The organism is Microbacterium sp. PRC9, assembly GCF_031844125.1.
Lineage (GTDB): Bacteria > Actinomycetota > Actinomycetes > Actinomycetales > Microbacteriaceae > Microbacterium.
This window is the reverse complement of record NZ_JAUZUR010000003.1, coordinates 550275-569480: the sequence shown is the minus strand read 5'-3', so window position 1 is coordinate 569480 and position 19206 is coordinate 550275. Positions and strand designations below refer to the sequence as shown.

General features: G+C 71.1%; 17 protein-coding genes. 3 read left to right on the top strand and 14 right to left on the bottom strand.

Annotated elements, in window-relative coordinates:
* Positions 1 to 160: 160 nt before the first annotated feature.
* The gene (locus Q9R33_RS09420; protein ID WP_311293580.1) at positions 161 to 586 is read left to right on the top strand and encodes a pyridoxamine 5'-phosphate oxidase family protein; all 426 of its coding nucleotides are present in this window, start codon (positions 161 to 163) and stop codon (positions 584 to 586) included.
* Here Q9R33_RS09420 and Q9R33_RS09415 read toward each other — a convergent pair.
* The 14 genes from Q9R33_RS09415 to Q9R33_RS09350 form a co-directional block, all read right to left on the bottom strand.
* Positions 567 to 1457, bottom strand: coding sequence for a carbohydrate kinase family protein (locus Q9R33_RS09415; protein WP_311293579.1), 891 nt, complete (start codon positions 1455 to 1457; stop codon positions 567 to 569). The two genes, Q9R33_RS09420 and Q9R33_RS09415, sit on opposite strands and share 20 nt — an antisense overlap.
* Before the next feature lie 84 nt (positions 1458 to 1541).
* Positions 1542 to 2177: a DUF6226 family protein gene (locus Q9R33_RS09410; protein WP_311293578.1), complete on the bottom strand. Its 636-nt coding sequence runs from the start codon at positions 2175 to 2177 to the stop codon at positions 1542 to 1544.
* A 42-nt stretch (positions 2178 to 2219) separates the two neighbouring features.
* The gene (locus tag Q9R33_RS09405) at positions 2220 to 3968 is read right to left on the bottom strand and encodes a beta-galactosidase (RefSeq protein ID WP_311293577.1); all 1749 of its coding nucleotides are present in this window, start codon (positions 3966 to 3968) and stop codon (positions 2220 to 2222) included.
* Entirely contained in the window at positions 3965 to 4684 is a 720-nt protein-coding gene (locus Q9R33_RS09400; RefSeq protein WP_311293576.1) for a bifunctional 4-hydroxy-2-oxoglutarate aldolase/2-dehydro-3-deoxy-phosphogluconate aldolase, read from the bottom strand. The genes Q9R33_RS09405 and Q9R33_RS09400 overlap by 4 nt, the downstream gene beginning before the upstream one ends.
* A gap of 112 nt (positions 4685 to 4796) precedes the next feature.
* Complete coding sequence (locus Q9R33_RS09395; protein ID WP_311293575.1) at positions 4797 to 5864, bottom strand: sugar kinase; 1068 nt, start codon at positions 5862 to 5864, stop codon at positions 4797 to 4799.
* 114 nt (positions 5865 to 5978) lie between these two features.
* On the bottom strand, positions 5979 to 6824 hold the full coding sequence (gene kduI, locus Q9R33_RS09390) for a 5-dehydro-4-deoxy-D-glucuronate isomerase (protein WP_311293574.1): 846 nt from the start codon (positions 6822 to 6824) through the stop codon (positions 5979 to 5981).
* A gap of 37 nt (positions 6825 to 6861) precedes the next feature.
* Positions 6862 to 7626 (bottom strand): 2-dehydro-3-deoxy-D-gluconate 5-dehydrogenase KduD, encoded by a 765-nt coding sequence (kduD, locus tag Q9R33_RS09385; RefSeq protein WP_311293573.1) that lies wholly within the window; start codon positions 7624 to 7626, stop codon positions 6862 to 6864.
* Entirely contained in the window at positions 7623 to 8492 is an 870-nt protein-coding gene (locus Q9R33_RS09380; RefSeq protein ID WP_311293572.1) for a fumarylacetoacetate hydrolase family protein, read from the bottom strand. The genes kduD and Q9R33_RS09380 overlap by 4 nt, the downstream gene beginning before the upstream one ends.
* The gene (locus Q9R33_RS09375; protein WP_310244007.1) at positions 8489 to 9673 is read right to left on the bottom strand and encodes a glycoside hydrolase family 88 protein; all 1185 of its coding nucleotides are present in this window, start codon (positions 9671 to 9673) and stop codon (positions 8489 to 8491) included. The genes Q9R33_RS09380 and Q9R33_RS09375 overlap by 4 nt, the downstream gene beginning before the upstream one ends.
* Before the next feature lie 46 nt (positions 9674 to 9719).
* Positions 9720 to 10409: a ferredoxin-NADPH reductase gene (locus Q9R33_RS09370; RefSeq protein ID WP_311293571.1), complete on the bottom strand. Its 690-nt coding sequence runs from the start codon at positions 10407 to 10409 to the stop codon at positions 9720 to 9722.
* Positions 10410 to 10413: 4 nt separating this feature from the next.
* A complete protein-coding gene (locus Q9R33_RS09365; protein ID WP_082496801.1) occupies positions 10414 to 11379 on the bottom strand; it encodes a carbohydrate ABC transporter permease in 966 nt (321 codons plus the stop codon).
* The gene (locus Q9R33_RS09360; RefSeq protein WP_056365819.1) at positions 11379 to 12311 is read right to left on the bottom strand and encodes a carbohydrate ABC transporter permease; all 933 of its coding nucleotides are present in this window, start codon (positions 12309 to 12311) and stop codon (positions 11379 to 11381) included. Before Q9R33_RS09360 ends, Q9R33_RS09365 begins: the two co-directional genes overlap by 1 nt.
* Positions 12312 to 12410: 99 nt before the next feature.
* Positions 12411 to 13718, bottom strand: a complete 1308-nt coding sequence (locus tag Q9R33_RS09355) for an extracellular solute-binding protein (protein WP_310244014.1) — start codon at positions 13716 to 13718, stop codon at positions 12411 to 12413.
* Positions 13719 to 13767: 49 nt separating this feature from the next.
* Positions 13768 to 15849: a DUF2264 domain-containing protein gene (locus Q9R33_RS09350; protein ID WP_311293570.1), complete on the bottom strand. Its 2082-nt coding sequence runs from the start codon at positions 15847 to 15849 to the stop codon at positions 13768 to 13770.
* Between the two features lie 198 nt (positions 15850 to 16047).
* Between Q9R33_RS09350 and Q9R33_RS09345 the strand changes: the two genes are divergently transcribed.
* The gene (locus Q9R33_RS09345) at positions 16048 to 18096 is read left to right on the top strand and encodes a heparinase II/III family protein (protein WP_311293569.1); all 2049 of its coding nucleotides are present in this window, start codon (positions 16048 to 16050) and stop codon (positions 18094 to 18096) included.
* Positions 18093 to 19199 carry a substrate-binding domain-containing protein gene (locus Q9R33_RS09340; protein WP_310244021.1) on the top strand — a complete coding sequence of 369 codons (1107 nt, stop codon included), beginning with the start codon at positions 18093 to 18095 and terminating at the stop codon, positions 19197 to 19199. Before Q9R33_RS09345 ends, Q9R33_RS09340 begins: the two co-directional genes overlap by 4 nt.
* Positions 19200 to 19206 lie beyond the last annotated feature (7 nt).

Here is a 19206-nt window from a genome sequence, read left to right as displayed (position 1 = left end):
GCGGGCGTGGGCGTGTGGGCGTGCGGGCGTGCGGGCGTGCACGCCAACAGGGTTGCCGATCTTCGCCCTCAACACCGGCTTCTGACCGGACACCGCGGGGAGGCATCCGCTGTTCTGAAAGCCGATGCCTCGGCGGCTTCCTCTGCCGTACTGTGAGCGGATGGCGTTCGATCCGCGCGACGTTCCGGCATTCGTGGAGTTCGTGCGCGCCGAAGCGCAAGGCGTCGTCGCGACCGTATCGCCGTCGGGGGCGCCCGAAGCGGCGCTCGTGGGAATCGCCGCGCTCGACGACGGCACGCTCGTGTTCGACACCCTCGCCCTCTCGCGGAAAGCGGAGAACCTCCGCCACGATCACCGCATCGCCGTCGTCATCGGGACGGACGGCGCGGTGTCCGTCCAGATCGACGGCTTCGGAACGATCGTGCACGGAACGCTCCGCGAAGAGTACGGCGGGGCCTACAACGAGCAGTTCCCCGGGTCGCGCGCGCTCGATCCGGAGTTCGCGGTCATCGTCGTCCGCCCGGCGTGGGTGCGGGTCTACGACGCGTCGACCAGCCCCGCCAACGTCACCGAAGCGCGCTGGTGACCCCACCGGCGGCGGCGACCGCCGGATGCAGGTGCTCGGACGACAGCGCCACGACTGCCTGACGGGCGCCGGCGGCGAGGCATCCGTCCAGTCCTTCACCGGTGAGCGAGGCGGCCAGGAACCCCGCGAAGAACGCGTCGCCGGCGCCGTTCGTGTCGACGACGTCGACCGGAACGGCCGCGACCGTCGCACGTTCGCCCGACGCGGCGAGCGCGACAGCGCCCTGCGCGCCGCGGGTGCATACGGCGAGCCGCGGACCGCGGTCGAGGCAGCTCTGCATGAGCGCCCACGGATCGTCGGTCGCGTCGTCGTTCATGAAGACGACGTCGGCGGCGCGGAGGAACGGCTCGTGGAACTCTGCCGTCCCGTCGTAGTCGTGCAGGTCGGTCCATATCGGAACGCCCGCCGCGCCGGTGAGTCGGCGGTGCACGATCGCCACGCCGACCTCGCTGAGATCGACGACCGCGACATCCGCTCCGGCGAGGGCGTCGTCGATGCGATCGATCGTGTCGACGGATGCCGCCGACGGCGTCGCGAGGTAGAGACTCACGCGCTCCCCCGTGGCGGTCATCAGATTCGCATGGCGCTCGGTGCGCTCCGAGGGGTAGGCCTCGACCCGCACGCCCGCCGCGTCGAGCGCCTCAGCCACCCGGCGGCCGTCGTCGTCGGCACCGAGGAGCGCGTGGAGGGCCACGTCGACGCCGCGATCGGCCAGGTGCAGAGCCTTGCCGGCCGACGTCCCGCCGAGGGTGTGCAGATCACCGAGCGCGAACTGCATGTGCGGCACCGGCTCGGGAAGTCGGTCGAGGAGGATGAGGTGGTTCCACGAGGCGGGCCCGCACAGGGCGACCCGGGCGTCAGCGAGGGGCATCCGCCCAGTAAACCAGCGGTCTTCTGCTCCCAGCTCCTCAGCCCCGTCGACGACCCACGCAGCTGCTCCGATGGACGGCGCCCGCTACCGCGGCTGCCACGCCACCCAGGTGCGGCCGGCCACGAGCGCCGAGTTCGCCGCGGCCAGGCGCTCAGCGGGGTGGTCCTGCGCACGGCTCGTGCCGCCGCGCCAACCGTCCCCGCGCTGCAGGCGGAACGACACCGGCAACTCGGCGCCCTCGGTGAACCGCTCCGACAGACCGCCCTCGACCACGGAGAACACGGTCTGCTCCATCTCGTCCGCAGTGCTCTCCCATGTCTCGTCGCACGCGTCGCAGCCGCACACCGGAAAGTACGCGTCGACGAGGAAGCCGGCGTGCAGATGGATGCCGGGGAACGACGTGAAGACGAAGGTCAACGGCGACGCAGCGTCGTCGGCCGGTCGCACCCGCACGGCTCGCACAGCATCAGCGGGCACCCGCGCGAGATCGGCTGCGGCCTCCGGGGAATCCTCGACGGTGACGTCGAACGACTGCGCCAGCCACGTGATCAGAGCATCCGCGACGTCGTGCAGGGGCGCGAACCGCTCGAGATTGCTCGTCACCGAGTACGTGTCGTGGGGCGGCGACTCGCCGCCCCACCGCTCGCCGTAGGCGATCGGCGCACCCGATGCGTCGACGAACACCCGGGCCGGCGGCGACGGGCGCAGATAGCCGGGCATGCGGCCAACCTATCGCGGCGCACCGGCCGGCTGCGTCCCCGGCTACTCCTCGAGCGGCCCGAGGTCGGGCCCGGCGACGAATCGCGCGATCGCCCCGGCGACACGATCCAGCTCGACCACGACGACGACGTTCTCCCCCGCGTTCAGCGCGGCAGCCGGGACGTACAACGTGCGCTGCGGGCCGTTCGACCAGAAGCGGCCGAGCAGGAAGCCGTTGACGAGGGCGAAGCCCTTGCCCCAGCCGTGAGTGTCGAGGAAGAGGTCGGCGGGATCGTCGAGCGTGAACGAGCCCCGCAGCACGAACGGAGCGACGTCGATCGTCGAGGAGACAGCGGTCGCAGCATCCGTCGCCGCAGCAGCGAGAGCGGCGACGTCGATGGGCGTCGCGGTCCACCCGGTGAGGGGCTCACCCGCCAGCGTCACCGGCCCGATGAGGCCCTTGGGCTCGCCGAGGCGCACGTCGTAGTTGACGCGGCCCTGCTCCTCGACGAGGACTCGCAGCCGGCGACCGGCGGGAACGACGAGTGCGTCCTCGTGCCGCGTGCGCGACAGCGTACCGACCGACACACCGTCGACCGAGACCCACGCGTGATCGCGCACCTCGCCGAAGCGGAGCACTCCCCCGCGGCCGCCGAGCTCGGCCTCGTACGCGACGAGCGCGCTCAGGTGTCCGAGGTCCTCGAACGTCGGCGGGGTCTCGTGACCAGACACGGATGCCGCCACCACCGTCTCGACCGGCTCCAGCCCCACCTCGAACGCGGGTGCCGGGCCGCTCGCCGCGGGCACCTCGTCGGGCACCGGCGCATACTTCGCGATGACATCACGGAACGCGAAGTACTTCTCGGTCGGATCTCCACGCTCGTCGAGCGGGGCGTCGTAGTCGTACGACGTCACGATCGGCAGGTACCGGCCCTTGTCGTTCGCGCCGTTCGTCAGCCCGAAGTTGGTGCCGCCGTGGAACATGTAGAAGTTCACGGACGCGCCCGACGCCAGCAGCGCGTCGAGCTCGGCGGCCGACGCCGCAGCCGGTGTCGTGTGGTGCGTGTTGCCCCACCAGTCGAACCACCCGTCCCAGAACTCGGCGCACATGAGAGGCCCCGTGGGCTGGTGCCGGCGCAGGGTCTCGAGGCGCTCGGCCGCGCGGGATCCGAAAGAACCCGTGAGATGCACGCCCGCGACGCTGCCGTCGCTGAGCATCTGGTCGGTCGGCTGGTCGATCGTGGTGAGCGGGACCGTGATGCCGGCATCCTTCGTCACCTGCACGAGGTGCTCGAGGTAGGCGGTATCGTCGCCGTACGCGCCGTACTCGTTCTCGATCTGCACCAGGATGACGGGTCCGCCGCGGTCGATCTGGTACGGAGCCACGATCTCGTACACCCGCTCCAGGTACGCGGTCACCTCTTCGAGGTAGCGAGGCTCGGAACGACGAAGGCCGACGCCTTCGAGCGCCGTCAGCCAGACGGGGAGTCCCCCGTTGTGCCATTCGGCGCAGATGTAGGGACCGGGCCGCACGATCGCGTGCATGCCCTCCGCCGCGACGAGGTCGAGGAACCGGCCGAGGTCGTTCCAGCCAGTCGCGTCCCACTCGCCGCGCACCGGCTCGTGGGCGTTCCACGCGACGTACGTCTCGATGGTGTTGAGGCCCATGAGCCTGGCCTTGCGGATGCGATCGGCCCACTGTCCCGGGTGCACCCGGAAGTAGTGCAGCGCCCCGGCGAGCACCCGGAAGGGCTCTCCGTCGAGGAGGAAGTCGGTCTCGCCGATCGCGAACGAGCGCGCGCCGGCGGTCATCGCGCAGCTGTCCGGGCGTGGAGCACCGCGGCGAGGCGCTCGAGCTGTGATGCGTCTTCGAGGGCCGAGCCGACGGCGGCGACGCGCACCCCGGCGTCGAGGAACTCCTCGACGTTCGAGGCGTCGAGTCCGCCGGTGGCGACGAACGTCACCTGCGGGAACGGTCCGCGGATGTGCTTGAACCAACCGCTGCCGAGCCACGTCGCGGGGAATGCCTTGAGCCACGTCAGCCCGAGCGAGACGGCGAGCTGGACCTCGCTGGGGGTGGCGACTCCGGGGAGGATCGGGATGCCGGCATCCTGCGCCGCCCGGACGACGACCGGATCGAGTCCCGGCGAGACGAGATACACCGCGCCGGCGTCGGCGGCCCGCGTCACCTGCTCCGGCGTGATGATGGTGCCGGCACCGACGCTCTTGCCGCGGGCGTTCGCGGCCTCCACGACGGCGCGCAGGGCGCGCTCGTCCTCGTCGGTCTGCAGCGGCACCTCGACCGAGTCGATTCCGAGGTCCCACGCCGTCTCGGAGAGGCGCACCGAGCGCTCGACGCCCATGCCGCGGAGGATCGCCATGAGCGGCGCCCCGGCGAACGCCGTGTCGAACCACGCGCCCTGGGCGTCAGCTGGGCCCACGCGCCCGGAGGCTCCGGCCGACGCGCCAGCGGCGACCGGAGGGGGCGTGGGGACCATCGCGCTCGATGAGGTGGGCTGGGAGGTCATTCGGAGGTCCTTCGTGCGTCAGGTTCGGTCATCGTTGCGGGTCTGGGGCGCACCGCGTGCGTTCGGGGCGTGCGGCGTGCGCCCCGAACGCTGGGGACGCGCCCCGAACCCGTCATGTCGGGGTCGGGATGCCAGCGGCGGGAGCCGGAGCGGCGGCCGGAGCCGGAGCGGCAGCCGGAGCCGGGGCGGCAGCCGGAGCCGGGGCGGCGGGAGCCGGGGCGGCAGCCGGAGCAGGAGCGGCGGCCGGAGCCGGGGCGGCAGCCGGAGCCGGAGCCGGGTCGGCGGGCGGAGCCGGGGCGGCGGGCTCGTCGATCGAGTCGGTGGTGGTCTGGAGGGTGCGGGCGGCGCGGGCGTGGCCGGCCCGCAGGCGATCGGACACCGAGTCGCCCGAGAGCCGTCCCGCGAGGTACCCGCCGGCGAAGGCGTCGCCGGCGCCGACCGGCTCGACGACCTCGACGACGAGCGCCGGCTCGAACACCTCGTCGTCACCGACGAAGGCCGTCGCGCCGATGTCGCCGTCCTTGACGATGAGCTCGGCGACGTCCGGCAGGAGGGCCCGCACGTCGGCGGCGGTCGGGGTGGACCAGAGCGTCTCGGCCTCGTCGCGGCCCACGAGCACGATGTCGGCGCTGCGGGCGAGCTCGAGCAGCACCGGCGCGGCGGTCGCGGCATCCCACAGCGGCGCGCGGTGGTTGACGTCGAACGACACCGGCACGCCGTGCTCCCGGGCGCGAGCGATGACGCGCGAGAGGAACGCGGCGGCGGACGCGGAGATCGCGGCCGTGATACCTGAGACATGCAGCAGGTCGACGCCGTCGAACGACACGTCGTCCGCGTCCGACTCCGACAGATGCGCCGCAGCAGAGCCCCGGCGGTAGTAGAGCACCCCGTTGCCGGGATCCTTCACGTACAGCCCGGTCGGATGCCCGTCGTCGAACACGACGCGCGAGACATCAACGCCCCGCCCCGAGAGCTGACGCGCGATGCGGTGCCCGAGAGCGTCCTCGCCGAGCCGGCTGAACCAGACGGCGCGGTGTCCGAGCGCGGCCACGTGCGCGGCGACGTTCGACTCCGCTCCCCCGGCATCGAGCAGGAACGCGTCGGCGTCGGCAACGGGAGCCGCGATGACGGGCGTCACCATCGCCATGGTCTCGCCGATCGCGAGCAGAGTCCGGGGCACCCCGCCAGCGTAGTCAGGCTGCAGCATCCGTCGCCCTCCCTGGCGGGATCGCGCGAAACTCGGAGATCCGGATCCCGGCGGCCGCCGTCGCCGTGCCGGCGGCGTCGAACCGCGTCATCGCAGGTCGGTGACGGGGGCCGCGTCCATGTCGTCGAACGCCTGGTTCTCGCCGGCCATCGCCCAGATGAACGTGTACGACGACGTGCCGACCCCGGAGTGCAGCGACCACGAGGGCGAGATGACGGCCTGGCGGTCGGCGACCACGAGGTGGCGGGTCTCTTCGCGCTCGCCCATGAGGTGGATGACGCGGGCGTCCTCGGGCAGGTCGAAGTACAGGTAGCACTCGGTGCGGCGGTCGTGGGTGTGCGCCGGCATGGTGTTCCACATCGAGCCCGGGTGCAGCTCGGTGACGCCCATCACGATCTGGCAGCTCTTCACGCCGTTCTCGTGGATGTACTGGTTGAGCGTGCGGCGGTTCGAGGTCAGCTGGTCGCCGAGCTCACGCACGGTGCCCTCGCCGGGCGACACCAGAGCCGACGGGTACGCCGTGTGCGCCGGCGCCGAGAAGAGGTAGAACTGCGCCCCCGTCTCATCGGAAGCGTCGGCGAGCGACACGGAACGGATGCCGCGGCCGAGGTACAGGCACGCGCCCTTGACGAGCGTGTAGACCTCGCCGTCGGCGGTGACCGTACCGGTGCCGCCGACGTTGATGATGCCGACCTCGCGGTGCTCGAGGAAGTAGTCGCTGCGGATCTCGGGGTATCCGCCGAGCTCGAGCACCGCGCCCGCGGGCACGGCGCCGCCGAGCACGATGCGGTCGTGGTGCGTGTACGTCAGGCGGATCTCACCCGGCACGAAGACGTCGGGGATGAGGTACGTGTCGCGCAGGTCCTGCGTCGTCATGCCCGGGATCTGGGCGGGGTTGGTCGCGTAGCGCTGCGGGATGTGCGTCTCGGTCACGAGTTCTCTCCTGGTTCTGCGTGGGGGTGCGTAAGGGTCAGCGGACGAGCCAGCCGCCGTCGACGGGGATGACGGCGCCGGTCACGTAGGCGGCGGCGTCGGAGGCGAGGAAGACGAACACGCCTTGCAGATCGGATGCCTCGCCCCAGCGTCCTGCGGGGATGCGAGACAGGATCGACGCGGCGCGGTCCTCGTCGGCACGCAGCGGTGCGGTGTTGTCGGTCGCCATGTAACCGGGGGCGACGGCGTTGACGGTGACGCCCGCGGCCGCCCACTCGTTCGCCAGCGCCTTGGTGAGCCCGGCGACGGCGTGCTTGGAGGCGGTGTATGCCGGAACGAGAATGCCTCCCTGGAACGACAGCATCGACGCGACGTTGATGATGCGTCCGCCGCCGTTCGCGAGCATGTGGCGGCCCGCGGCCTGCGACAGGTGGAACACCGCGTCGAGGTTGATGGCGAGCACGTCGTCCCAGTCGCCGAGCGGGTACTCGGCGGCGGGCGCACGCCGGATGGTGCCGGCGTTGTTGACGAGGATGTCGAGGCCGCCGAGCTCGGCGATCACCTCGTCGACCGCCGACGACAGCTCGTCGGGCGTGGCCGACACGAGGTCGCGCTGCACGCGGTGGACGCGGCGGCCGGTGGCCTCGATGAGCTCGGCGGTCGCCGACGCGTCGCCGCGGTCGAGGAGGGCCACATCGGCGCCGGCCTCGGCGAGGGCGACAGCGGCGCCCTGGCCGAGCCCACGGCTCGAGCCGGTGACGAGCGCGACCTTGCCGTCGAGGCGGAACGAATCGAGGATCATGCGGCGGACTCCTGGCTTGCGATGAATCGGGTGGTGAGCTCGCCGAGCCCCGAGATGCGCACGGTGACCGCGTCGCCGCCGGCGAGCGGGCGGTGCGCGTCCTGGGCGGCGGGCAGCTTCTGCGGCGTTCCGGTCGAGACGATGTCGCCCGGCTCGAGGGTCAGCACCTGGCTGAGGTGGTGGATGACGTACGCCACGCTGAAGATCGTGGTCGACGTCGACTGCGACACCGTTACGACCCCGTCGCGCACGACCTCCACGAGGAGGTCCTGCGGGTCCGGCGCCTCGTCGGGCGTGACGACCCAGGGCCCGAGCGGCGCGAAGCCGTCGGAGCACTTGCCCAGCGCCCATTGGCTCTGCCGGCGCTGCCACGCGCGGTCCGACACGTCGTTGAGGATCGTGTAGCCGCCGACGTGGTCGAGGGCGTCCTCGAGTGACACGCGCTGCGCGCGCCGGCCGATCACCACGGCCACCTCGCCCTCGTAGTCGACGTCCGTCGCACCCGGCGGGATCACGACGGCGTCGTTCGGGCCGGCGAGCGTGTTCGACGTCTTCACGAACACGTCCGGATACTCCGGGTCGTTCGCGGTCGGGTCGACGCCGTCCGGCACGTGTCCGCGGTAGTTGTACCCGAGGCAGAGGATCTTGCCCGGCACGACGGGAGCGAGAAGGTCCGCCGCATCGACCACCGGCAGGGAATCCGCATCCGCCGACGCCACCGCGGCCCGCGCCGCGTCCAGTGCGGCGTCCGATGACAGCAGCTCCGTCACCGAGCCGGCGATCCCGCCGAGGTCGAGCACGCGATCGCCCGCGACGACCGCGGCCGGACGGGCGCCGTCCGCACCCGCATAGGTGACGAGCCTCACCAGTACTTCCTCCACTCCGGACGCGCGACGCGCATCAGAGCCTCGAGGTAGAAGTAGTCGCCCCAGAGCGTCCCCTCGTCGACGCCGTTGGCCTTCGGCAGGTCGTAGACCGAGTGCAGGATCAGCGCGTCGGCGTCCTCGGCGTTCACCGGGGTGTAGTTCGCGATGAGCGACGCCAGGATCGAGTGCGCCCGGGCAGTCCATTCGGCGGCTCGCTCAGCATCCGTCTCGACCTTCGCGAGCTCGAGGAGGCCGCACACAGCGATCGCCGCCGCGGAGCTGTCGCGCGGCGCATCGCTGCCGTCGGTGTAGACGAGGTCCCAGAACGGCACCTCGTCGGCCGGCAGGTGGCGCAGGAAGTACTCCGTGCAGCGACGGGATGCCTCGAGCAGGCGCTCGTCGCCGGTCACCGCGTAGTTCATCGCGAAGCCGTAGATCCCCCACGCCTGCCCGCGCGCCCAGCACGACTCGTCGGCCGCGCCCTGCTCGGTGCCGCCGCGGAGGGCGTCGCCGGTCTCGGCGTCCCAGTAGAACGTGTGGAAGGTGGAGTCGTCCTCGCGGAGGATGTGCTCGCGCAGCTGCGCGGTGTGGCGCACGACCGCGTCCGCGAAGCGCTCCTCGCCGGTCTGCTCGTGGGCCCATGTCAGCAGCGGCATATTCATGAGGCTGTCGATGATGGTGCGTCCGCGCTGGGCGGGGTCGGAGAGGTCGCCCCATGCCTGGATGATGCCCGCCGGCTCGAGGAACCGGCGCATCAGGTGGTCGGCGGCGAGCAGCGACGCGTCACGCGCCTTCGGGTCGCCGACCAGGCGCCACGCGGCGACCGTCGACAGCGTGTAGAGGAAGCCGAGGTCGTGGGTGTCGAGGTCCTCCTCGGCGCGCACGCGACGCTCGAAGTCGGCCGCGTCGATCCGCGCGGCGTCGCGATAGTCCTCATCGCCCGAGAGCTCCCAGGCGAGCCACAGCAGGCCGGTGCGGAAGCTCGTGGTCCAGCCGCGGTTGCCGCCGAGCGGGATGCCGCCCTCGGCAGGACGCAGCTCGTAGCGGTCGTCCACCGTCGTGTCGTCGGGGTACGCACCGCCGAACTTCGCGATGTTGCGCCGGATCGTCGACAGCGCGGCAGCGATGGCCGCGTCGGTCGTGGTCTCGGTGGTGCCCGCGGCGGGCGAGGTGGACGTCATGGAGAGATTCCTTCTGAGGTATATGCAGAGAACGGATGCCGCGGGCTCAGGCCTGCGCGGCGGCCTTCTCGTCGAGATCGAGCACGGGGCGGAGCGTGAAGCGCGAGTTGGTCCACGCGAAGAAGAGGGCAGCGGAGGCCGTGAGGCCGAGCCCGAGGGCGGGCGCGGTGGCGAACACGGCGACCTGGGCCGCTAAGGCCGCGAGCGACGCTGCCGTGAGGTACCAGCGGCGCAGGCTCAGGTAGAGGCAGGCCCGCAGCACGTCGCGCAGGCGTGCGGTCGGCACCTCCGAGATCGCGACGAGGGCGACGAGCCCGACCGCGATCGCGAGCAGCGCCAGCATCCCGAGGAGCGGGACGGTGAACACGGCGACGGCCGTGGTCGACAGCATCCGTACGTCCACGAGCAGCACCACGACGACCGCCGCGACCGCCGCGCCGATCAGGAGTGCACGGCGCCACGTGGCGCGCAGCCCCGCGACGAACGCGCGGATCGGGCCCAGCCCGCCCTCCCCGTGCTCGCGGAACGCGCGGAACGCGGCAGCGAGACCAGGGGCGGCGAGCGGCGCGGCGATCGCGAGCAGCGGCCACGAGTACAGCGGGTCGGTCGTGACCAGCAGCACCACGAGCGGCAGCGACGAGACCACCAGCAGCAGGTTCACGATGAGCCCGAGATAGATCATCCCGATGAGGGACGCCCACGTCTCGTGCGACACCAGCCCGTTGAGCTTCTTCATGGCCTCAGCCCTTCAGACCGCTCGTCGCGATGCCCTCGACGAAGTACTTCTGGCCGAGCAGGAAGATGATCGCGATCGGGATGACCGAGATCGTCAGGCCGGCGAACAGCAGTGCGTAGTTCGTGTCGAAGAGGTTCGAGACGAAGCCCTTGAGGCCGAGCTGGATCGTCCAGAGGTCGGGGTTGCGCAGGTAGATGAGCGGCCCGAGGTAGTCGTTCCAGGTGTTCACGAACGTGAGCAGCGTCAGCGAGGCGAGCGCCGGGATCGACAGCGGCAGCATGATCCTGCGCCAGATCGCGTACTCGCTGAGGCCGTCCAGACGTGCCGCCTCGGAGAGCTCCTCGGGGATCGTCTCGTAGAACTGCTTCATCAGGAACACGCCGAACGCACCGAACGCCTGCAGCAGGATGATCGACCACAGCGTGTTCGACACCTTGAAGTTCGAGAGCAGGATGAACTGCGGGATCATGTACGACTGCCACGGGACGGCGATCGTGCCGACGTAGAGCAGGAACAGCACGTCGCGGCCGCGGAAGCGCATGCGGGCGAAGCCGTACGCCGCGAAGGAGCCGGTCAGCACCTGCAGGAACGTGACGACCACGGCCAGGAACAGCGTGTTGCGGATCCAGACGAGCATGTTCGACTCGGTCCAGATGTCGATGTAGTTCTGCCACACCCACGTCTCGGGGAGCCACTTCACCGGCACCGAGAAGACCTCGTTGGCCGACTTGAACGAGCTCAGCACCATCCACACGAACGGCGCGAGCAGTCCGATGGCGAAGATGACGAGTCCGACGTACATCGCGATCCGGGCGATACGGCGGCCGGGGGTCATCTTCTCGGTGTAGGCGACCTGGGGCTGCGGCTCCGGGGTCTGTTCGGCGAGCTTGCGCAGTCCGCGACGCGCGCCCGCGGGGGCGGTGAAGTCGGAGACGAGGAGCTCGGCGTCCTTCTCGATCTGCTCGGCCATCAGCTGCTCCGCTTCTTGTTCCAGAGGAACTGCACGATCGTGACGATGATGCACATGAAGAACAGCGCCACGGCAGCGGCCGACGCGTAGCCGAACTGGCTCTCTTCGAAGCCCTTGCGGTAGATGAACTGCGACATCACGAGGGTGGACTGACCCGGGCCGCCGTCGGTCATGACGAGGATCAGGTCGAAGATCTTGAACGAGTTGATCGTCAGCATCACGGTGACGAAGAACATGGTGGGACGCAGGCACGGCAGCGTCACGTTGACGAACCGCTGCCACACGTTCGCGCCGTCGACGCGGGCGGCCTCGTGCAGCTCGCGCGGGACGGTCTGCAGGCCCGCGAGGAAGAGGATCATGTAGTAGCCCATGTCACGCCAGGTGCCGACGATGACGACGGCGGGCATCGCCCACTCGGGCGAGGTGAGCCATCCGGGCGGGTTCTGGATGCCGATGAAGCGGAGGAACTCGTTGATGGGGCCGTATTCGGGGCTGAAGAGCAGGTTCCACACGACCGCGATCGCGACGATCGAGGTGATGTACGGGAAGAACGCGGCGGTGCGGAAGAAGGCGACGCCGCGGAGCTTGTTGTTCAGCAGCAGCGCGAGACCCAGCGACACGAGGATCGTCAGCGGGATGTGCAGCGCCGAGTAGTAGAGGGTGTTGAGAACCGAGATGCGGAAGCTGCCGTCGCCGATGAGGCGCTGGAAGTTCGCGAGTCCGACCCAGTCGGCCTTGCCGAACACGTTCCAGTTCGTGAACGACATGTAGAACAGCACGATGATCGGGATGAGCGTGAGCAGCCCGAAGCCGATGAAGTTCGGAAGGATGAAGCTCCACCCGATGAGGGTGTTGCGCAGCCGCAGCTTCGAGCGCCGAGGGCGCACGGGCGGCGGCGCGGTGCCGGCCTCTGTGGCGGTGATGGTCGCCATGGCGGACCTCCAGTGGGGTGGTGACGTCGGGGGGCGGTGGCCGGTCCGCCGCAGGGTGCGGACCGGCCACCGGGTCGGGCCCCGGTGGGCCCGGAGAGATCAGTCGGTGCCGACCTCGTTGGCCACGCGGTCCTGGGCCTCCTTGATGGCGTCCGAGACGCTCTTGGAGCCCGACATGATCGCGGTGTGCATGTCGCCGAGGATGCCCTGGATCGCCGCCGTCTTGCTCGACGTCGGGTTCTCCGGGTGCACCTCGTGCGTCGAGTACGCGAACTTCGACAGGTCGTCGGTGGGAGCCCCGTCGACCGAGAAGTAGGTCTCGACGACCGAGTCGGTCAGCAGCGCCGGGGTGATGCCGATGTTCGCGAGCACCTGGGCGCCCTCTTCACCGGCCGCGAAGGCGAGGAACTTCTTGGCCGCGGCCACCTTCGACTCGTCGATGCCGGCGTTGATGCCGAAGCCGGTCGGGTCGCCGAAGGTCACGGGGGTGTTCTCCAGACCCGCGGTCTTCGACGAGACCTGCGGGATCGGTGCAATGCCCCACTCGAAGTCGTCGGCGTCGCCCGAGGCCTGCTGCGCGATCAGCGTCGCGACGAACCACGTGCCCATCTGGAGCATCGCGGCGTTCTGCTTGCCGAACTCGCCCTGGTAGGTGAGCTGGTTCGCCTTGGCGGTGTTGAAGTCCACCTGGTCGCCGGCCGACTGCAGTGCGAGCACGTTGTCGTAGAACGGCTCCATGTAGTCGTACTCGCCCTTGAGGATGTCGCCGTCGGACTGCGCGTTCGCGAAGCCCTGGACGGTCGACTGCCAGTTGTGGAGGTACGCGCCCTTGGCCGAACCGCCCGCAGCGGCGATGCCCTCGGTCAGCGCCGCCGCGGCGTCGCTGTAGTCGTCCCACGTCCACGAGCCGTCGGGGTACTCGACGCCGGCCTGGTCGAAGAGGGCCTTGTTGTAGTACAGGACCCACGAGTCGTTGCGGTAGGGCACCGCGTACGCCGTGCCGTCGACCTCGTACGACTTGGCGCCGCTGATGCCGTCGGGCAGCTCGACATCCGACACGTCGAGGAGCTGGCCGCCCTCGACGAACGTCGGGACGAACTTGACCTCCTTCTGCGTGATGATGTCAGGGCCGGAGCCCGCAGCGAGGTCGGCGGTGAGCAGCGTGTTGTACTCCGCCGCGTCGTAGCCCTTGAGCTCGACCGTGATGTCGGGGTTCTCCTCGTGGAACGCGTCGGCGAGCGCCTGGAACTCCGGCGTCGTGTCGAGGCTCCAGCCCGAGAGGGAGAGCGTGACCGGACCCGACGACTCCTCGGGCGCGGCCGCGTCGTCGCCGCCGCCACTGCAGCCGGCGAGAGCGAGCGTTGCGACCACGGCGATGCCGGCCGCGGCAGCGTATGAGCGCTTCATTCTGGGGGTACTCCTTTGTGATTGCGGACCCGTCCTCGGGCCCATCGGGTTACCGGTTCGCGGGGGATCCGGGGTGTGCGAGGCGACTCGTGGTCGCCGTTCCGTCCGGCCAGGTGACCGTGGCGGTGGTCTGGTCGCCGTCCTCGTCGAGGACGACCTGTGCGGCATCGGCGGGCGATGCGAGGTCTTCGGTGGTGAGCTCCACGAGCGTCGCGCTCCACGTGCCCGGCTCGACCGGGAACGACACGAGCGGCACACCGGCGACAGGCCCCAGCGGGCTGGCGTCCTCGCGCGTCTCGATGCTCGCCTCACCGTCGCCGAGGAGGGGACGGATGCTGCTGCTCAGCCCCTTCGCGACGACCGAGGCGGCAGCATCCGTGCCACCTCCTGCATCCTCATCTGAGGACGAGAGCTGAGATGCGGAGGCCGACCCGGCGTGTGCTCCCTCATCTCGGCTCAGCTCCTCAATTGAGGAGCGCGGGGTCTGGGCGTCTGCCAGAGCCCAGCCCCCCACGCGGAGGCGGAGCGACGCGGCGTCGACGCCGGATTCGAGCGCGGCGACGCGGACGAGGCGCGCCTCCCACGGGCCGCGCACGAGCGAGTGCACCTCGACGAGGCCGGCGATCTCGATCTCGCCGTCGATGCCGGAGCCGTGGCGCTGGGCCGACGGGCGGAGGTCGATCCAGTGGGCGCGCGAGACGGACGCGGCGATGCCGACGCGGCCGCCCTCGTCGTCCTGCACGCGCACATCGATGAGGTCCATCGCCGCGCGATGGGTCGCGCGGCCGGCGGCGTCCACCAGGGCGACGGACTGCTCGAGGGGCTCCTCGAACGCGCGCTGGTTCGCGAGCGGGCCCGCCGCCGTCGCGTACCCGATGCGGGCGTAGAGGGGCGAGTCGCCGACGAGGCTGCCGCCTGCGGCGTGGTCGGTGCCGTGGTTGACGATGCGCACGATGCCGTCGGCCTGCGTGCCCGAGATCACCCAGCCGGCAGGGCGCACGGTGCGCAGCTCGTCGCCCGACTCGATCGGCAGCGGCTCGGTCTCGGCGGCCCACACCTGGTGGTCCGCGGGGAGCGCGATGCCGAGGAGGCCCTTCACGGCCCAGTACGGCGAACCCGGGCCCGAGTAGGACTGGGCGAGCTCGCGCCACTCGTGGTGCCACCCCATGGTGAGCACGCCGTCCGCCGTCGGAACGCCGGCGTGGTCGAAGTGTGCGACCACGGCGTTCGCCGCGCGGCGCAGCTGCCCGAGCGGCACGGACGGGACCTCGGCGATCGCGCCGACCCAGAACGGGGCGGCGGCGGCGAAGCGGTAAATGAGGCTGCGGCCCTGCACGAGCGGCGAGCCGTCGGCGCCGACGAGGGTGACCGCGTCCTGCAGGAAGCGGTCGAGGCGCGCGATGTCGCCGGGCGTGCGGCCGGCGGCGAGCTCTTCAGCGCCCTGCATGCGCGACCACAGCACGGGGTAGGTGTGCAGGGCCCAGCCGACGTAGTGGTCGTACGAGCGCTCGAAGCCGTCCGAGATCCAGCCGTCCTCGCGCACGAGCACATCGTGCAGCGCGAGGTCGTCGGCGATGTCGCCCTGCGACCAGGGCCCGCCGACCGAACGGAGGAACGTCTGCACGACGACGCGGAACCACAGCCAGTTCGTCTTGGGGTACGTCGCATCGCCCACGACGGGCGCGAGGTAGTCGATGACGCGCTGCTGGGTGAGAGCGTCGAGGCGGTCCCAGATCCACGGGCGCGTCATGTCGAGCACGAGCGCGAGCGATGCCGCCTCGACCTTGGCCTGCGCGTGCTCGTCGAGACGGACCCAGCGGTCTTCGGCCTCGGGGTCGACGCCCGTCACGATGCCGCGGCGGTAGAAGTCGGCGAGCTCCTCGGTGCCCTGCCCACGCGCCCCCGCGATGCGGAATCCGGCGAGGAGGAAGGTGCGGGCGAACCCCTCGAGCCCGTCGACGGCGTGGCCGTAGCCGCCCTCCGCGCCCGGGAAGTGGATGCGGCCGGCACCGGGCGACGCGTGGGTGCGGGCGGTGTCGAGCAGGCGGTCGGCGTAGGCGAGCCATTCGTCGCGTGTCCAATCGAAGCCCGTCGCGATGTGCGCCGACGTGGTGGGCTGCTGGACCGTCACTGGGATCTCCCTTGATGCCTTCTTCTCGCCGCCGGAATCAGATCAGCGGAAAGCGAACGTTTGGGACTGTAGCAACCCAATTCGTTCATTGCAAGGTTGTTTGAGATTCGTTATGATCGTTTATGATCGCTTTGGGTTCATAACGAGCCTCACTGCGAGGTGGATCCCCCACCCATGGTGAATCAACGAGGAGGAACCTTGACGACCGCGACGGATGCCTCTCCCGCGACGTTCCAGGGAGAGCTGGCCGCCGCCTACCACCGGCGGGCCGGCATCGACGCCGCCGGTTTCGGCGCGGCACTCGCCTCCCTCCTTGCGGGGCCCGAGCGCGCGCTCCCGGTGGCACCCGCCGAGGACCGCGCCGTCTGGGGACCTGACGGCAGCGCCGATCCCGTCGCCGTCGCCGACGTCCTCGCCCGGGCGCACGCGGATCTCGGCCGCCCGTGGGGCGTCCCCCTCGCCACCGCCGCGGCGCGCATCCACGACGACGGCGACCGCGTCGGGTGGGAGACCGTCGTCTTCGAGCGCCAGTTCCGCCTGGCCCGCGCCGCGATCGCCGCCGCGCACCACGCCGACGACCCCGAGCTCGGCCCCGCGTGGCTCGCCGAGGTGCTCGACGGCGTCTGGCTGATCTGCGAGCAGAGCACGTGGTGCTGGCCGGCCCACGACGACGCCTTCCGAGAGCGCGGATCCGTCCTCCCGACGGTGACCGCCCCGTACCTCGACCTCGGCGCGGGCGAGGCGGTCGCCCTGCTCACGTGGGTCGACCAGCTCCTCGGTGCACGGCTCGAAGCCCGGTACCCCGGCATCCGTTCCCGCATCCGCCACGAGGCGCGCGTGCGCGTGTTCCAGCCGTTCATCGAGCGCCGCGACTGGCACTGGATCGGCCTCGACGGCGACGTGCACAACTGGAACCCGTGGATCCACGGCAACGTGATCACCGCGGCGCTGCGGCTGCTCGACGACCCGGCCGAAGCCGACGAGCGGGCGCGCATCGTCGCCCTGGCCATCGAGGGCATCGACCGATACGTCTCGGTGCTGCCGGCCGACGGCGCCATCGACGAGGGGTACGCGTACTGGTGGAACGGCGCGTGCCGCGCCCTCGAAGCCCTCGACATCGTGCGCCACGCGACCGGGGGAGTGCTCGACGCCTCCGGCATCCCGGCGCTGCGCGAGACCGTCGCCTTCCCGCACCGCATGCACCTCGGCGGCGACTGGTACCTGAACCTCGCCGATGGTCAGGCGCGCATCACGGACCGGCAGCCGTGGCACGCCCTGCATCGTGCGGCGCGGAACACCGGAGACACGGATGCTGCCGCCCACGCTGCGTCGCATCGTCACGCCGGCACGCCCGCGGCCACCGAGCACGAGGGCTTGGGGCGCCTGCTGCGCGGCATCACGGATCCGGCCTGGGTGGGCGCGGCACTCCAGACGTCACCGTTCCCGCGCGACGTCTGGCTGCCCTCGACCGAGGTGCTGCTGGCCCGTGAGCACAGCGGGACTGCGCGGGGCCTGACGGTCGCCGTCAAGGGCGGGCACAACGGCGAGCACCACAACCACAACGACGTCGGCTCGTTCGTCGTCGCGTCGGACGGCGTGCCCGTCATCGTCGACGCGGGCCGGCCGACGTACACCCTGCAGACCTTCGGCCCCGGCCGCTACGACATCTGGACGATGCAGAGCGGGTGGCACAACGTGCCCGTGATCGGCGGTGTCGAGCAGAGCCCCGGCGCCGAGTTCGCGGCATCCGGCGTCGAGGTGTCCGTCGATGACGCGTCGCTGTCGCTCGACCTCTCGGGTGCGTACGCCGACGCGGCGCCGTGGCGGCGCACGGTGCGCCTCGAGCGTGAGACGCGGCGCGTCGTGATCGAGGACGCGTGGACACCCGCGCTCCCCCCGCTCGTTGAGCGAGCGAGGAACGTGGTCGTTGAGCGAGCTTGCGAGTCGAAACGCACAGGCGAAACGCCCCGGACGGACGAGAAGACCCAGGTGCGGATGCTGCTGGCCGGCGACGTGCGCAGGGACGCAGCATCCGTCACGGTCATGCCGCTCGACGGCGCGACGCCCGTCCGCATCTCGTGGCCGGCGGGCGTGGAGGCGTCTCTCGTGGTGCGCGAGCTCGACGACCCGGTGCTGTCCGGCGTGTGGGGCGCGCGACTCACCCGGCTCGATCTGGACGTGACGACGGCCGACTCGGTCGCCGTCACGGTAGAACTGGACCTGACGAACGCGGAGGACGCCCGATGACCGACCAGACTCCGGCGCTGCTGGCCGCGGAACGGCGGGCGCACGTGATGGCCACGCTCGAGCGCGACGGCGCCGTGCGGGTCGCGCAGCTCATGGACGAGCTCGGCGTCGCCCCGGTGACGCTGCGCCGCGACCTCGCCCAGATGGAGCGCGAAGGCCTGCTCGTGCGCGTCCACGGCGGCGCCGTGCCTCCCGCCGGGGGATTCGACGACGTCGAGCCCGGGCATCCGCTCGCCGCCACCCGTACCGGATCGATCGCGATGCTCGTGCCGTCGCTGAGCTTCTACTGGCCGAGCGTCGTGCGCGGCGCCGAGACCGAGGCGACGCGCCACGGTCTGCGCGTCGTGCTGCGCGGCGCGTCGTACGAGCTGCAGGACGAGCGCCCGGTGCTCGAGCGGCTCGTCCACACCGAGGGTGTGCGCGGGCTCGTCGTCGCGCCGAACACCGACACGCCCCACGCGCAGGACGTTGTGCAGTGGCTCGCCGACTGCGGTGTCCCCAACGTGCTGGTGGAGCGCGATGCGGTGGTGCTGCCGGACGGCAGCCCCGTCGAGAACGTCACGACCGACCACGCGCTCGGCGCCGTGCTCGCGGCCCGGCACCTCGCCTCGCTCGGCCACCGCCGCGTCGGGCTGATCATCGCGCGGGACTCGCCGACCTCGCGCAAGATCGCCGCCGGCTGGCAGGCCGCCTGCCTCGAGCTCGGCCTCACCCCGTCGGACCACTTCGAGACGAGCCTGCCGCCACGCACGAGCCCCGACTTCTCGGCGGTCGTCGACGCCACGCTCGACGCCGCGCTGTCGAACTCGGTCACGGCGATCCTGGTGCACTCCGACCCCGAGGCGATGGCCTTCGTCGATCTCGCGCTGAACCGGGGGATCTCGGTGCCCGGCGACCTCTCGGTCGTCGCCTACGACGACGAGGTGGCCGAGCTCTTCACGCCCGCGCTCACCGCCGTGAGCCCGCCCCGCCACTCCGTCGGTCGGGCGGCCGTCGACCTGCTGGCGCGGCGCATCGAGGACCCCACACGCCCGGTGCACCGCGTCGTGCTCAACCCCACGCTGAACGTCCGCGGCTCGACCGCTCCGCCCCGCGGCGCGTAGGCGCACA

Coding starts and splice junctions, on each gene's coding strand:
- Q9R33_RS09410 (WP_311293578.1), bottom strand. CDS start 2,177: ATGCCCGGCTATCTGCGCCCGTCGCCGCCGGCCCGGGTGTTCGTCGAC.
- kduD (WP_311293573.1), bottom strand. CDS start 7,626: ATGATCCTCGATTCGTTCCGCCTCGACGGCAAGGTCGCGCTCGTCACC.
- Q9R33_RS09360 (WP_056365819.1), bottom strand. CDS start 12,311: ATGGCGACCATCACCGCCACAGAGGCCGGCACCGCGCCGCCGCCCGTG.
- Q9R33_RS09340 (WP_310244021.1), top strand. CDS start 18,093: ATGACCGACCAGACTCCGGCGCTGCTGGCCGCGGAACGGCGGGCGCAC.
- Q9R33_RS09355 (WP_310244014.1), bottom strand. CDS start 13,718: ATGAAGCGCTCATACGCTGCCGCGGCCGGCATCGCCGTGGTCGCAACG.
- Q9R33_RS09400 (WP_311293576.1), bottom strand. CDS start 4,684: ATGACCTCCCAGCCCACCTCATCGAGCGCGATGGTCCCCACGCCCCCT.
- Q9R33_RS09370 (WP_311293571.1), bottom strand. CDS start 10,409: ATGAAGAAGCTCAACGGGCTGGTGTCGCACGAGACGTGGGCGTCCCTC.
- Q9R33_RS09420 (WP_311293580.1), top strand. CDS start 161: ATGGCGTTCGATCCGCGCGACGTTCCGGCATTCGTGGAGTTCGTGCGC.
- Q9R33_RS09415 (WP_311293579.1), bottom strand. CDS start 1,457: ATGCCCCTCGCTGACGCCCGGGTCGCCCTGTGCGGGCCCGCCTCGTGG.
- Q9R33_RS09375 (WP_310244007.1), bottom strand. CDS start 9,673: ATGACGTCCACCTCGCCCGCCGCGGGCACCACCGAGACCACGACCGAC.
- Q9R33_RS09365 (WP_082496801.1), bottom strand. CDS start 11,379: ATGGCCGAGCAGATCGAGAAGGACGCCGAGCTCCTCGTCTCCGACTTC.
- Q9R33_RS09405 (WP_311293577.1), bottom strand. CDS start 3,968: ATGACCGCCGGCGCGCGCTCGTTCGCGATCGGCGAGACCGACTTCCTC.